Annotated in this window: 13 protein-coding genes; 8 read left to right on the top strand and 5 right to left on the bottom strand. The window is 33.3% G+C overall.

Features of this window, described 5'->3' with window-relative positions; all coding sequences use genetic code 11:
• Positions 1–283 precede the first annotated feature (283 nt).
• The gene (locus JM172_RS05225) at positions 284–1,276 is read right to left on the bottom strand and encodes an NAD(P)/FAD-dependent oxidoreductase (protein WP_214481042.1); all 993 of its coding nucleotides are present in this window, start codon (positions 1,274–1,276) and stop codon (positions 284–286) included.
• A gap of 495 nt (positions 1,277–1,771) precedes the next feature.
• Here JM172_RS05225 and JM172_RS05220 point away from each other — a divergent pair, with 495 nt between their 5' ends.
• The 5 genes from JM172_RS05220 to JM172_RS05200 all read left to right on the top strand — a co-directional run bounded on the left by JM172_RS05220 (position 1,772) and on the right by JM172_RS05200 (position 5,501).
• Complete coding sequence (locus JM172_RS05220; protein ID WP_214481041.1) at positions 1,772–2,995, top strand: NAD(P)/FAD-dependent oxidoreductase; 1,224 nt, start codon at positions 1,772–1,774, stop codon at positions 2,993–2,995.
• 245 nt (positions 2,996–3,240) lie between these two features.
• Positions 3,241–3,723: an NUDIX domain-containing protein gene (locus tag JM172_RS05215; protein ID WP_214481040.1), complete on the top strand. Its 483-nt coding sequence runs from the start codon at positions 3,241–3,243 to the stop codon at positions 3,721–3,723.
• Positions 3,724–3,947: 224 nt separating this feature from the next.
• Positions 3,948–4,067 carry a YuiA family protein gene (locus tag JM172_RS05210; protein ID WP_214481039.1) on the top strand — a complete coding sequence of 40 codons (120 nt, stop codon included), beginning with the start codon at positions 3,948–3,950 and terminating at the stop codon, positions 4,065–4,067.
• 170 nt (positions 4,068–4,237) lie between these two features.
• Positions 4,238–4,561 carry a YuiB family protein gene (locus JM172_RS05205; RefSeq protein ID WP_214481038.1) on the top strand — a complete coding sequence of 108 codons (324 nt, stop codon included), beginning with the start codon at positions 4,238–4,240 and terminating at the stop codon, positions 4,559–4,561.
• 226 nt (positions 4,562–4,787) lie between these two features.
• Positions 4,788–5,501, top strand: a complete 714-nt coding sequence (locus JM172_RS05200; RefSeq protein WP_214481037.1) for a 3D domain-containing protein — start codon at positions 4,788–4,790, stop codon at positions 5,499–5,501.
• Between the two features lie 179 nt (positions 5,502–5,680).
• Here the strand turns inward: JM172_RS05200 and JM172_RS05195 are convergent, their stop codons facing one another.
• A complete protein-coding gene (locus tag JM172_RS05195; RefSeq protein WP_214481036.1) occupies positions 5,681–6,160 on the bottom strand; it encodes a divergent PAP2 family protein in 480 nt (159 codons plus the stop codon).
• Between the two features lie 164 nt (positions 6,161–6,324).
• On the opposite strand from JM172_RS05195, the gene JM172_RS05190 reads away from it, so the two are divergent.
• The 3 genes from JM172_RS05190 to JM172_RS05180 all read left to right on the top strand — a co-directional run bounded on the left by JM172_RS05190 (position 6,325) and on the right by JM172_RS05180 (position 9,777).
• Entirely contained in the window at positions 6,325–6,714 is a 390-nt protein-coding gene (locus tag JM172_RS05190; RefSeq protein ID WP_214481035.1) for a DUF309 domain-containing protein, read from the top strand.
• A 59-nt stretch (positions 6,715–6,773) separates the two neighbouring features.
• Positions 6,774–8,279 (top strand): leucyl aminopeptidase, encoded by a 1,506-nt coding sequence (locus JM172_RS05185; RefSeq protein ID WP_214481034.1) that lies wholly within the window; start codon positions 6,774–6,776, stop codon positions 8,277–8,279.
• A gap of 379 nt (positions 8,280–8,658) precedes the next feature.
• Positions 8,659–9,777 carry a hypothetical protein gene (locus JM172_RS05180; RefSeq protein WP_214481033.1) on the top strand — a complete coding sequence of 373 codons (1,119 nt, stop codon included), beginning with the start codon at positions 8,659–8,661 and terminating at the stop codon, positions 9,775–9,777.
• A gap of 65 nt (positions 9,778–9,842) precedes the next feature.
• On the opposite strand, the gene JM172_RS05175 is transcribed toward JM172_RS05180, so the two are convergent.
• The 3 genes from JM172_RS05175 to JM172_RS05165 form a co-directional block, all read right to left on the bottom strand.
• Positions 9,843–12,365: an EAL domain-containing protein gene (locus JM172_RS05175; protein WP_214481032.1), complete on the bottom strand. Its 2,523-nt coding sequence runs from the start codon at positions 12,363–12,365 to the stop codon at positions 9,843–9,845.
• A gap of 399 nt (positions 12,366–12,764) precedes the next feature.
• Positions 12,765–14,120, bottom strand: a complete 1,356-nt coding sequence (locus JM172_RS05170) for a sensor histidine kinase (protein WP_214481031.1) — start codon at positions 14,118–14,120, stop codon at positions 12,765–12,767.
• The gene (locus JM172_RS05165) at positions 14,117–14,788 is read right to left on the bottom strand and encodes a response regulator transcription factor (protein ID WP_214481030.1); all 672 of its coding nucleotides are present in this window, start codon (positions 14,786–14,788) and stop codon (positions 14,117–14,119) included. Before JM172_RS05165 ends, JM172_RS05170 begins: the two co-directional genes overlap by 4 nt.
• Between the last annotated feature and the right edge of the window lie 147 nt (positions 14,789–14,935).

The raw sequence follows: 14,935 nt of genomic DNA, 5'->3' as shown, positions 1-14,935 counted from the left end.
TGGACTATCCTTTATGAAAGGTTTTTTTCGTAAACTTTGTTGCTATTATTACTAAAAATGGACAGTATGATAAGTTTTTTACAAATCCCATCATTAGCAAAGTAGAAAAGATGTCACGATCGCTATAGATGCTTACGTGTTTAAATCTTAGTGCGATAAGTAATAATTAAAAAAACAACCATCTTTCCTACATTGGAAAAATGGTTGTTATGTTTTTTATGATCGCTGATTTTAATAAAGTATATTATTTGGTAAATTTCAGTTAACGAAAAGAGCGTTCATTTTAGAACATAGATGAACTGTGTAATGGCTGTAGCTTTGCTTTTGGATCAATGTATGACTTTGCGTTATTAACAGCGGTAGGTGCTTCACCAAAGCCAGAAGCAATTAGCTTTACTTTGCCGTCATACGTACAAATATCTCCAGCAGCATAAATACCTTGAATATTGGTTTCCTGCTTAGAGTTTACAACGATAGAATTTTTTTCGATTTCAAGCCCCCATTCTTTAATAGGACCAAGAGATGAAACGAAGCCAAAGTTAACAATAACGTCATCTACATCAATCACTTCTTTTGTTCCTTCTTTAACTTTCTCTAAGACAATTTGTTTAATAGCCTTTTCATCACCAATAATTTCAACAGGAACATAAGGTGTTTTTATGTCAACCTTAGAATTTATTAAATTTTCTACACTGTGTTCATGTGCACGGAATTTATCACGGCGGTGAATAATGGATACTTCCTCTGCAATTGGCTCTAACATTAGTGACCAATCTACAGCTGAGTCTCCTCCACCACACACGACTACTTTTTTACCTTTGAATTTTTGTAAATCATCTATAAAGTAGTGAAGGTTTTTCCCTTCATATTCTGTAGCTTTTTCAAGGTCAATTCTACGAGGCTGAAACGCACCATTACCAGCAGTAATGATAATTGTTTTAGAATAATGTATCTCACTATTTGTTTTTAGCTTAAAAATTCCGTCTTCTTGCTTCTCTAGCTTGTCTACAGATTGATCTAAACAAATGGTTGGTGAAAACTTTTCCATTTGCTCTTTTAGATTATCAATTAGCTCTTGAGCCCGGATTTTCGGGAATCCAGCTACATCATAAATGTACTTTTCTGGATATAGTGCTGATAATTGTCCACCTAATTGTGGAAGGCTTTCGATAATTTTTACACTAGCCTGCCGCATTCCCCCGTAGAAAGCCGTAAACAATCCTGAAGGACCTCCACCAATAATGGTAATGTCATACACTTTTTGATCTTCTTTCAAACCAAATCCCCCCATATGTGAAGCTACATTTAATAGTATATTTGTTTTTGCACTATTTATCATACCACATGCATTCAAAAATATCTTAAGCATAAATGCAGAAATTTTTGATTTATTAAATTGTGACAGTTTAAAAAACTCCATTATTGGACTAAAGTGTAAAATTTGTCGAAACGTTGAAGAAAAAGGTTATTTTTTAAATATTCTTAAGTTTATAAATGTAGAATTTGTGCTTGAAAAACATGTATAAAAAGAATATTATGTAATATAGGAAATATGTTAAATTTTTGTGACAAATTTAACCCTTATCATACCTATATTTTTTGATAGTGTTTTGAGTTAGTAAGTGAAGAAATTCACATTGTTCTTTGTTCATGAACTTGGAAAAAATTACTATATTGGTAGATACCAAGCTTTTCATAAAGAAAAAACGATAAAAAATCTCATAGCGGTGAATGATAAGTATAACCGCAATATAATTTATTAAAGGTGGATGTGATACGGTTGAGAAAACCAAAAATAGTTATATTAGGTGCAGGTTATGGTGGATTAATGACAACAGTTCGTCTCCAAAAATATTTAGGAGTTAATGAAGCTGAAATTACGTTAATAAATAAAAATAGCTATCACTATGAAAGTACGTGGTTACATGAGGCATCGGCTGGTACATTACATCATGATCGTGTACGTTATCCAATTAATAATGTAATAGATAACAGAAAAGTTAACTTTATCCAAGATACAGTTGTAGAAATTAAGCGTGAAGAGAAGTTGGTTGTACTTGAGAATAATGAAATAACTTATGATTATTTGGTTGTCGGATTAGGATTTGAGTCTGAAACTTTCGGTATTAAAGGCTTAAAAGAGCATGCTTTTTCAATTGCAAATATAAATGCTGCTCGTCGAATAAGAGAACATATTGAATATCAATTTGCTAACTATAATAATGACAGTGAAGATCGTGATGAACGTTTAACGATCGTTGTAGGGGGAGCTGGCTTCACCGGTATTGAGTTTGTTGGAGAACTAGCAAATCGTATACCTGAGTTATGTCGTGAATATGATATTGATGAACATAAACCACGTATTATATGTGTAGAAGCAGCACCAACTGTATTACCAGGATTTGATCCAGAGTTAGTTGAATATGCGGTAGGTCATTTAGAACGTAAAGGTGTAGAATTTAAAATAGGTACTGCTATAAAAGAATGTACAACAGAAGGTATTATTGTTGCAAAAGGCGACGAAGTAGAAGAAATTAAGTCAGAAACTGTTGTATGGGCAGCGGGTGTTCGTGGAAATAGTATCGTTGAAAATTCAGGCTTTGAATCAATGCGTGGTCGAGTAAAGGTAGAAGCTGATTTACGTGCTCCTGGACATGATGATGTATTTATCGTAGGTGATTGTTCATTAATGATAAACGAAGAAATTAATCGACCATATCCACCGACAGCCCAAATTGCAATGCAACAAGGAGAAACATGTGCGAAAAATTTAGCTGTCCTCGTAAGAGAACAAGGAGAATTAGAACAATTTAAACCAGATATAAAAGGAACAGTATGTTCATTGGGTGAAGATGATGCCATTGGTGTTGTATTCGGTAAGAAAATCACAGGCTCAAAAGCTTCATTTATGAAAAAAATGGTAGATAATCGCGCGCTATTTTTAGTAGGCGGACCGTCATTAGTAATGAAAAAAGGAAAATTTAATATATTTTAAACATAAGGCTCTTTTCGTATAATGTGCTACTAACTAAAAGCAACAATCTATGCGAAAATAGCTAAACCTAAAAAAAGCAATTGCATAAAACTTGTGCTATTGCTTTTTTTAGGTTCTTTTGGTGAACTTATTACCATCATTACCTAAAATTACAAAGAGTATGTAAAATTAATATTTGCGTCCGATAAGATACATGCATGTGGTTTGTATAGTAAGACGATAAATAACATGGGAGTTGTATAAATATGGGGAGAGAAGATAGAGGTAAAGTATGGCTAGCAGTTGCAGGTGTAGTGACATCAAGTAATGGGGAATGGCTAGTTGTTAAGAAGAAATACGGTGGACTCAAAAATAAATGGTCCTTTCCTGCTGGATTTGTAGAACATAATGAAACATTAGATGAAGCTATTTTGCGAGAGGTTTATGAAGAAACGGGAATTGCTTGCGAAATAGAAGGAATGATTGGCTTGAGAACAGGTGTTATAAGTAATGACATAAGTGATAATATGGTGTTGTTCTCATTAAAAGCTCAGAGTGAGGAAATCGTTATTCAAGAAAAAGAGTTGTATGACGCAGCATTTATCTCACCTGATGACTTAGTGAAAGATCCAGATTCATCAATATTACTCATCCGTTTTTCACAAAAGGAATTGCAAAACAGAAAGATGTATGACGACATAAACCCTGGTAGTCAATTTGGTTATACAAAATATAAATTGTTTCTTTAAGTTCTGATCGTATAAATTTCTCTTATTTTTCTCATCGACGTACTTTAGCCATCTTTAATTATTTGAAAAAGTGTGATTAAAGAAGGATACAGTTGTATAAGACCTTTGTAATCGCTTACATAAGTACTTTTTCGTCAATAACGTACCTTTCCTTATTATAAAATTGTTGGTAATATTATCAGAAAATTTAAATTAAAATAAAAACTTAATGGAGGGTGTTATTAATGGAAGCTATTTCAACAGACAAAAAAGAATGCCCATATTGCTCTGGCAAAGGTTATATTCAACTATTATTAGGTGGATCAGAAACATGTACTAACTGTGGTGGTAGTGGCAAGAAATAGAACAATGAACATTACACGACAGTAAAATGAATAAACAGATTAATACGTTCACATTATAATGGTACTTTAATCTTCATAGTTTGAATGAAAGCTTATTGTAAAGTAGTTTTGTACTTGACCCCTATACCATCATTCAGTACACTTAATGGTGGTAGCTGGAGGTGAGTAGGATGGAAATGAGTGTACCGGTTTTAATCATTTCAATACTGTTATTTTTTATTTTATTCTTTGGAATTGGATTCCTTCTAAATATGGTTTTACGAATGACTTGGATTATGGCAATTATTAGCCCACTTATTTTTATACTAATTATTGACAAGGTCAGATTTATAGATTATTTTACTGAACCAAGTGCATCATTTACAGATTTATATGAAAATTTTATATCGTTAGCTCCAGCTGATGTTATCATATTAGCTAGCGGTTTAATTGGTGCTATTTGCTCAGGAATTACAATAAAAATATTACGGGCAAAAGGTTACCAAATGTTCTAAATGGAGATCTCAAAATTTTGAGGTCTTTTTTTTGTTGTTAATTTTTGTTATTTTCACATATCGAATATCTCAACAATAACGTGATAATTTCATTGTTTTAACTAAGTGACATCGTCAATCAAATTTCAATCGATATGCTATAGTTACAATAATTTTTCCTCTCTCATGAATATTTCTTTCTCTTTTTGGAAAGTAATAGATTCGTGAGAGGAGTGAAAAATAAAAAATGAGTTTACTAAGAACTATTACTAGAAGAGCAGTAATGACTATGCTGTTGGTTGCTGCGTTATTTGTTACTTTTCAGTCATTTTCCGGTGTTGAGGCTAAGTCAATTATCGGTTGGGTGCAAAATAACTATCATAAATCTACTTTAGTACAGGAAGAGTTTTTACCGGAATATAATTATTTACAGAGGGACATAAGTTTACCTTCAAAATTGTTAAACAGAATTGCTGTAAATCCAACTGAAATTTCATCAAGTGAAGAGGTAAATGCGGAACTAAGTCTTGAGGATCTTGACTGGAGTAAATATCCTTCAATGAAGGTGACAGCAACAGGATATACTGCAGGCTTTGAGTCAACTGGAAAAACACCAAGTCATCCACAATATGGTATTACATACTCTGGGGTGAAGGTGAAAAGAGATTTATATTCAACTGTAGCTGCAGACCTTAGAGTTTTTCCAATTGGAACAATTTTATTTATCCCGGATTATGGGTATGGTGTTGTTGCGGATAAAGGCGGTGCCATTAAAGGTAATAAAATTGATTTGTACTACGAAACTGTTGAAGAAGTGTATGAAGAATGGGGTAAAAAAACTGTTGAAGTTTATATTATTGAGCGAGGATCAGGTAAGCTTACTGAGCAAGATTTAACGGTCTTAAATGAAAATGAATCTATGCAAGTGTTTAGACAACAATATATAAACTCAAAAAATTAATATAAGTTTTTTTCAAAAGTTTTGTTGTTAGAACAGCAAGAGGTAGTTTTAAACGTATGCCATGGGACCATGAATTTTAGTTTTGTACAAATTGATTTGGTTATACAAAAAATAATAATCAATATAATTAGCCTAACATAAAGGTGATGGTGACTCATAAATTATTGAGTCACCATTTTTTACATGCTAATCAAATATTGTAAAAGGAGCGTTAAAAAAATTCCAGTTAAGCCACCAAAGAACACTTCAATAGGCTGGTGACCTAATAATTCTTTCAACTCCTTACGCTTTTCTTCTTGAGGTTTTTTAGGCCATAATTTTGCTTCTCCAACGAATTTATTGAAGTCTGACACTAGTTGATTTAACACAGTTGCTTGTTCACCGGCGTGGCGTCTGACACCAGTTGCATCAAACATAACGATAATTGCAAATACAGTCGATAGTGCAAATATAGGTGAACCAAACCCCTCTTCTATAGCAATGCCTGTCGTTAATGCTGTTACAGCAGCCGAATGAGAGCTGGGCATTCCTCCTGTACTAGTTAGTAATGACCAATCAATTTTTTTAGTAGCAAAAAACTGAATTGGAACTTTGACAAATTGTGCAAAGAAGATTGCAAGTAATGCAGACCATAAAGGAAAATTTGACATTAATTCCATTTGACTAAAACGCCCTTTCTTGCTGATATAATTAAAAGAATATGATACGCTTTTCTAAATGTCCAGTTTCACCATTCATCCCCAAGGGATACCTTAAAAGATCTAGCTAAAGTGCTCACCCATTTAGAAGTGCGAGCGCTTACGCTTTTTGGAGGTAAAATACTTTGGCCAATTATCCATTAGAATACTATCAATTTTTTATTAAATTTAATGAAGGAGATTATTACACATGTCATGACCTTCTTGAAGAAATATGGATGACTGAAAAGCATAATTACTTTTTAAAAGGACTTCTTCAAATGACAGTAGCGCTTTATCATTATGGCTATGGAAATGTAGAAGGCGCACGTTTAATGATGAGAGCAGGGCATCAATATATTCAGAAATACCGTCCATCTTATTGGGGTATTAATTTGGAAGAAGTCAATGAATTTATTGAAAAATGCCTTATTATTATACCACAAGATGTGGATCGGGTTTCTTTCGAACACATTGATGGTTTGCCTAAACTACCTACATTATTATTATACTTAAATGAGGAACGAGAAGAATAATTTGAAATGTTTTCTTTTTGTAAATTTATTCGTTATCATATATGTGGAGGTGTATTACAATGTTTATTGTGAAAAATGATTTAGATTTTACTCAATCATGTGAAGTCATTGTCATCGGTTTATTTGAGAAAAATAAACAGTTGAGTGGCTTAGCTGCTGAGGTTGACACTGTTCTGGAAGGTCAAATTACTAACATGTTAAAGGATGGGGATATTTCAGCAAAGAAGAAGGTTATTTCAAAAGTACATACACTAGGAAAATCACCTATAAAGCGTTTTTATTTCGTTGGCTTAGGAAAAGAAGAACAACTTACATTTGAGATTGCTCAACAAGCTTTTGGTAAATTATTTAAACAACTAAGAAATGAGAAATTTGAAGAGGTCGCAATTGCAGTAGATTCGTTTGCAACAAAAAATATCGATGTATTTGATACATCACATGCCATAGGTGAAGCGTTACCACTAGCTACATATCAATTTGCTAACTATAAACAAAAGGCGAATGAACCTAAAAAAGAAATAACACATATAACAGTATACAGCGAACATGATATTAAGGAAATTGAGGCTAGTCTGGCAGTTGGATATGCATATGGAAAAGGTACAAACTCTGCACGCACACTTGTAAATTTACCTGGAAATATGCTAACTGCAACTGATATGGCAAATTATGCTATTGAACTAGCAAAAAGGTATGAATTTGAGTATGAGATTTTAGAAAAAGAAGATATGGAAAAATTAGGTATGGGCGCATTTCTTGCGGTAAATCAAGGCTCTGTTGAACCACCTAAAATGATTGTACTAAAATATCAAGCACAAGAGAAATGGGAAAACGTGATTGGCTTAATCGGGAAAGGTATAACTTTTGATACAGGTGGTTACTCAATTAAACCTAAAAATGGAATTGTAGGTATGAAATCAGATATGGGTGGGGCAGCATCTGTACTTGGTGCTATGGAAGTGATTGGAGAGTTACGTCCAGATCAAAATGTAGTTGCTGTTATACCATCAACTGACAACATGATTAGTGGTAACGCACTGAAACCTGATGATGTCATTACTGCAATGAGTGGGAAGACTATTGAAGTACTAAATACAGATGCAGAAGGTAGATTAGCGTTGGCAGATGGAATAACATATGCAAAGCAGCACGGAGCTAATTACCTTATTGATGTTGCTACATTAACTGGTGGTGTTATCGTTGCTTTAGGCGAAGATATGACAGGTGCAATGACAAATAATGAACCGCTGTTTGAAAAGCTACTTGAAGCGTCTTATGAAGCTAGCGAACCAATTTGGCGTTTACCAATTACAGAAAAAGACAAAGAAAGAGTACGTAATAGTAAAATGGCAGATTTAAATAACTCACCTGGGCGGGAAGGTCATGCCATTATGGCAGGAACGTTCATTGGTGAATTTGCAGAGGATACACCTTGGGTTCATCTTGATATTGCTGGAACTGCAACAACTAGGTCTCAACATGAATTAGGTCCTGCAGGTCCTACAGGAGTAATGGTAAGAACACTAGCAACATTTGTTGAACGATTTAGTGACAGTAATGACTAAAGGTTTGATGCCCAAGCTTCATCGCTACTGTTACTAAATCAAATATTTTGTGATTGTTTTTCGCAAGCTTCTTTCGTAACCTTTGTTGTTATTTACAAAAAATGTATCATCATTTTTTAGAAGAAAAGATGATACGAAGCTTTAGTTGTATCCGTGTTTATTAACTAGTACGAAAAACAACAATTAATACGAAAACAGCATGTAGCAAAGAATTGAAACAGCAATTACAGTATAGGGTACGAATGAGGAAGTAATTAAAAGCTTGTAGAGCGAAAGTTCTACAAGCTTTTTTCGAGTGACCAAGTTTTACTATGAGTATCAGTCATGTTCTTGTAAATAATAATTGGGTATACATATTAATATTTGAAGAGGGAAGAGCATGAGATTAACAATTTTCTTTGTAATATTATTTATTAGTTTTGGAATGTCAAGTTCAATTGCTGCGGCCAAGCAAAATCATACAGTAACAATTATTGTGAAATCCTCACCAACATCTCTTTACGAAAGTAAAATGACGATAAAATCAAAGGAAATTATTTCAAAGTTAAAAGACAGTAAAGGTGTGCATACAACAGAGCATATGCCGTTAACAGATACTTTTGTCGTAATAAAAAGTAATGGAGTGAACCAAAAGTTTTATGTAAATAGCAACTGGCAACTTTACAATATTAAACAACAAAAAAAGTGGAATATTCCAAGTAAGTTAGTTTCACAACTTAAAGATATACAACAAAAACTTAAAGCTCAGCACTATGGTACGATCATCCCCTGGGAACAAGTTAATGAGATAATTCCAAAGTATAGTACGTTTAAAATTATTGATATTGAAACAGGTTTATCCTTCAATGGTCAACGAAGAGCAGGAAGTAAGCATGCTGACGTCCAGCCAATTACAAAAGAGGATACCAAAATCATGAAACAAATATTTAATGGGAAGTGGAGCTGGAATAGACGTGCAATCATTATTATGGCTGATCATCAGAAAATTGCTGCTTCAATGCATGGTATGCCTCACGGAAGTGGTGCTTTAATCAATGGATTCCCCGGGCACTTTTGTATACATTTCAAATCTAGTACAACCCATTCATCAAGAAGTGAAGATTTCTCTCATCAATTAATGGTTCGAAAAGCAGCAGGCATCACTGGTGAATATTTTTTATCTATATCTCCAATGGAGCTAATTGATTCTTTTTTGTTTAGTGTCAACCAACGCGACTTACATATATTTTCAGCAAGTATAATAGGAGATAAAAGAATGGTTGCAGAGGACTATTTCAACAAATTTAATTCATTAGAAGGGATTGCCCGAACATCACCCATACCTTCTGAAAACAGCACTGGATCTCTTGTTGTAGACATTCCTCTAAAAATTGAATATTATGGAGAAGACTTAGGGGCGGTTCAAAAAATTATACATTTCTATGTTACAAGAAACTCATTTATTGATCCTTGGAAACTTGAGATTGAAGAGATAAGGAAGCAGATTTTTTTTGATTGATTTTTCAATCAGGTGGAGTAGGCTTCCCACCTGATTTACTACTATTCAAGTTTTCTTCAGTTCACTTATGATACTTTAGGTTTTAGCAAATCTTCAAAAGACTCTGCTGTTATAGGTTTACTATAGTAATAACCTTGAATTGTATGGCATCGTAATTTATTTAAGTATTTTACTTGTTCCTCAGTTTCAACGCCTTCTGCTATGACCTTAAGGTTTAACTGTTGGGCCATTGTTGTAATACTAGAGACAATAGCAGCATCCTTCGGGTTATTTGTTATATCACATATAAAAGATTTATCAATTTTTAATTTATCTACTGGAAAATTTTTTATATGACTAAGAGAACTATAACCTGTTCCGAAATCATCAATTGCGATTTGAACCCCGATTTTTTTTAAATCATCAAGTACATTAAGTGCTCTATCTATATCAATTGTTACACTTTCTGTTACTTCTAGTTCTAGGAAATGTGGGTCAAGCTGTGACTTAATTAAAGCATGTTGAACTGTGTCCCTTAGATTATGTTGAAAAAATTGGCGCATTGACAAATTAACCGATGCCTTTAATGTATTAAATCCTTTGTTATGCCATTTTTTCAGTTGTTGGCAAGTTGTTTCTAATACCCATTGTCCTAAAGGTACGATTAATCCTGTCTTTTCAGCAATAGGAATGAAAGTTGCAGGAGATATGTACCCTTTTTGTGGATGAACCCATCGTATCAATGCTTCTACACCAACTATTTCTCCAGATAGAACATTAATTTGAGGCTGATAATGCAATGTTAATTCATTTTTTTCAATAGCAGTTCTTAATTCACTTTCGATCATGATCTGTTCATATGCCTCTTTCGTCATTTCTTGATCAAAAGTCTTATATGTATTCCCAACCTCTTTTGCCTTGTATAGTGCAGTACTAGCATTTTTTATAAGAGTGTCTACATCTGTTCCATGTTTTGGATATATTGAGATACCAATACTAGCTGTAATATGGAAGGTGAAGCCTTTGGCTACAATTGGTTCTTGGATTGTTGATAATATATCTTGTGCATATTGATCTGCATGTTGTTCATGAATGTCCTCAATCAAGACTGCAAAAGCAGCACTAACCTTTGCAACCGAAATTTGATCATTTGTTAATGAATTAAGCCTTTTGGCAATCGTTTGTAAAAACAAATCACCTAAATCATGTCCAAGCGAATGATTTACGTTTTCGAAGCGATCTAAATTTATATACAATATGACAATATTCTTGCCGAGTAACTGATTCTTTATTGCTTGACTGACTTTATTAATAAATAATTGTCGGTTGGGTAGGTGTGTCAATTCATCGTAAAAAGCAAGTTCATTAATCTTGTTTTGGGCTTTCCAATAAGCAGTAATATCATTTAGTGAATATATAATATTCGTAATTTCTTGATTGTCATCAAATATAGGAGCAGCATTAACAGAAAGAACTAGTTTATGACCATCACTATGTTCAAGAAAGCAGTGTTTATTCATAATAGCAGTTTTGGTTGCTAATATGGGTTCATAAATAAATTGACTACTAAGGATGGGTGTACCATCTAGTTTGGATATTTTCCAAAAAGGATCAGCTACGTTTTTTTGTAGAATATCTTCTTTTTTTAAACCAATTAAGTTTTCAAAGGCAGGGTTTATAAATGTAAGGTCGCCCTCTCGATTTACAATAATAATTGAACTTGGAATTGTTTCAACAATAACGGATAATTTTTTTTCATTTGTATAGAGTGCCTTTTCTACTCTTCGCTGTTGATTCATTGGCCCTGCTATTGTTGTAAGGTATATTCCTTTCAACATGAAAAGAGTTCCGATAAGAAAATATATGTGTCCAAGAAGGGTTATGAAATCATGGTGATATTGCGAAAAAATGACCAACAATTGACCCAGTATAAATAAGATTAGTGCGTTTATGATTATTAAATATGAATACATCTTAACAGATCGGTAACGTTTGTGGAGTATAACAATAGTTGCAAAATAGAACAAGCATACAAAGTATGTTAAAAGTCTATGTATCGGTGTTATGCCACCATTCATGTCGTATAACTTAGGAAAATGAATAGCCCATTTAGAAAGTGACATAAATAAGATAATTGATACTAGTGTAGAAATACTATAAATAATCCACTTTTTAGGTGTGATCAGTACTAAATCATTAGAATAATAAATAACAAATAATGATGAAGCTAATAACACTTGGATGATTATCCAGAACCATGCAGAAGTTTCTATGGAATGGGTGACTATAAACTGAGGCATTCCATCATAAGACAAGAGTCTAAATAGATTTAATAATGAGAGAGTCCAAAAAGTAGTACTTATGTATAATTGTCGCCGTGACATTTTTGAGGGAGGAATAAATCCGTTTTGTGTTGAGATAGTAGTGGTAACTGCTATACAAATAAATCCGACAATAATATAAATAGGAAAGTAAAATTGTTCAGAGATGACATGGGTATTATTAAAAAAAAACACTGCTATCATAAAAATAACAGAAGCGATAAAAGTAAAAACAGAGAATTGTTGTTCTTCTTTGTTTAAATGAATGTTAAATTTATTCATTGTCATATATCGATCTCCTCGGAAAAAATATATTCCCAGAATTTATTATATTTTAAACGAAGAAAAATGTCAAATATTGCGAATTTTGTTTTTTCGAGAAGATGTATGAGGTTCTGTTGTTATTTACTTAAATTTCTAGATTGTATAGTTGTCATTGTTTTTAAGGAAGGAAACTTACGACATATATATTAGGAATGGAGGACGAGACAAAAATTAACCATCTTAATAATATTCTTACAAATGGTTTATACTCTCCTTAATACTGTTTGTTAAACTAAGGGTGTGGTCCCTCATACAAAGTGATAAGGAGAGTTATAATGGTGGAACTTAAGGTAGTTATCCCAGTCCTTATATTTCTTTTATTTTATCTGTTATTTGCAGTGGTGTTATTGCGAAAAAAATAACTTATTCATTTTTCGATAGAGGAATTCGAAATAAAAACTCCACACCATGATTTCTATTAAAGACAGTAATCTCTGCATTGTGTATATCTACGATTCGTTTTACAATGGTCAACCCAAGGCCAAAATTTCCTTGCTTACCTTTTGTATAGGGCTTAAATAAGTCTTCGATCTCATCATCTGGAATAGTGGGTCCATCGTTCCAAATTGAAATAATTATTTGTCCATATTCTCTATTCATAGTAATTTTGATTATATTGTTCACATATCTTAAGGCATTATCAATAATATTTTCAAAGGCTATTCTCCATTGCTCACGATCACCAGTTATCGTAATGCTTAAAAGAGATAGTTCAAATTGAATATCTGAACGTTGAAGCTGGAATTGCGAATAAACCTCTTCAATGATCTCTTTTACGTTAAATGTTTCATCCATAGTTTGCTGCTGGGCGAGATAATTGAGCTTAGTAAGATACAGTAAGTCCTTGATTTTTGTTTCCAATCTTTTCGATTCGTTTTCAATCGTTTCAGCAGTTTGTTCTATCGTACCATTTGGATAAATTCCGTCACGAATTGCTTGAGCAAAGCTTCGTATGACCATCACAGGTGTTTTTAAATCGTGAGATACGTGTTGAAGCATGGTTTGTTGCGCTGTATCCTGCTCTTTTAGCTGTACTCTCATTTTTTCTATCGATTGAGATAAAACTCCTATTTCATCTCGTCGTTCAACAACCATTGGTTCATCCCACTGTCTGTTTGCAATATGATGTACATGCTCTTTCATTTGAACAATAGGTTTTGATACCCATTTTGCAAACAAAAATGCTAATAAGAGTCCACCAATTAAGACGAATAACATTAACTGTACTAACCGAGAAAATAGTGTGTGCACTAGCTCTTTACGGTATGAATCCCACATAAAAGAAATAATAAAACCTTGTTCAACAACCCTTGGTTGTCGCAATATCTGTATTTTACTAATCGTGTAATAGATTGTCTGTCCTTGAACAAGGGTTTCATAACGAGCAGTTCCTTCCTTTTGTCTCCGAGCATTAATGTACATGTTGGCTAATGTTTGTTTTGGAAGGATAGCGTTTTCTACAATGTTCCCCTTAAAATCTAACACAACGTGGTTTACGGAGCGCGCATTTTGTTCACTTTGTTGTTGTTCAAGTGAGTTTTCTGAAGGTGTATAATCATTGGTCATCTGTAGCTGTGAGTTTTCAATTGTCGTGAAAATTTCGTTTGTAAAAAAAGAGTTTAATGTGTTAGGAATAAATGTAACTAATGTCACTCCGATAAAAATGATTAATCCAGCAAATACAATAGAAATTTGAATTGACAGGGGCCAATTTTTCATGTTGATTCAACCGTTCGATATCCGAAGCCATATAATGTTTCTACACGCAATTCTGTAACCTTTTTACGAACTCTCCGTACTAAATCATCAACAACTCTGTCTGAACCGAAGTAATCACTCCCCCAAATATAATCAAGAACCTGTTCACGGGAAAATGCTTGGCCTATGTTTTTAACGAACAATAATAATAAATCAAATTCCTTTGATGATAGTACAACCTCTTCATTCTCTATGTGTACGGTTCGCTTTTCTTCGTTAATCACATAATTTCCATAATGAATGGCATTATGGACTGTTTGCTTGCCATAAACTCTAGTTAATAGCTTTTTTGTGCGGATAACTAACTCCTTTGGTAAAAACGGTTTAGCTAAGTAATCATCGCTTCCTAATTCCAAACCGATGATACGGTCTAGATCCTCATCACGAGCTGAAATAAAAATAACCGGTGTTTGCTCATCATGCTCTTTAATGGCTTTAATTAATTCATAGCCATCTATATCAGGGAGCATTATATCTAAAATCCATAGGTTTGGCTGCTCTTTAATTGAGTTCTTAGCGTCAAGTCCTGTATGAAACGATGTTACATGCCACCCCTCATTTTGTAAATACGTTGTTAATATTTGGTTTAAATTCATTTCATCCTCAACTAGATATATTGAATAACTCAATGGAAAAAGCCTCCTCATATATGTCTTCACAACCATAAGAGGCGTATGTATTTACGCCCCTTAAGGTATTTTCATTATAACTTTTTCTTAGGTGTTAAGAAAAGGGCTAACCTCCTTTTCAATCGTGACATTGTGGGCTTAGACATT

This window comes from Bacillus sp. SM2101, from assembly GCF_018588585.1.
Lineage (GTDB): Bacteria > Bacillota > Bacilli > Bacillales > SM2101 > Nanhaiella > Nanhaiella sioensis.
The sequence above is the reverse complement of the archived record's forward strand: the minus strand, read 5'-3'. Positions and strand labels throughout refer to the sequence as shown.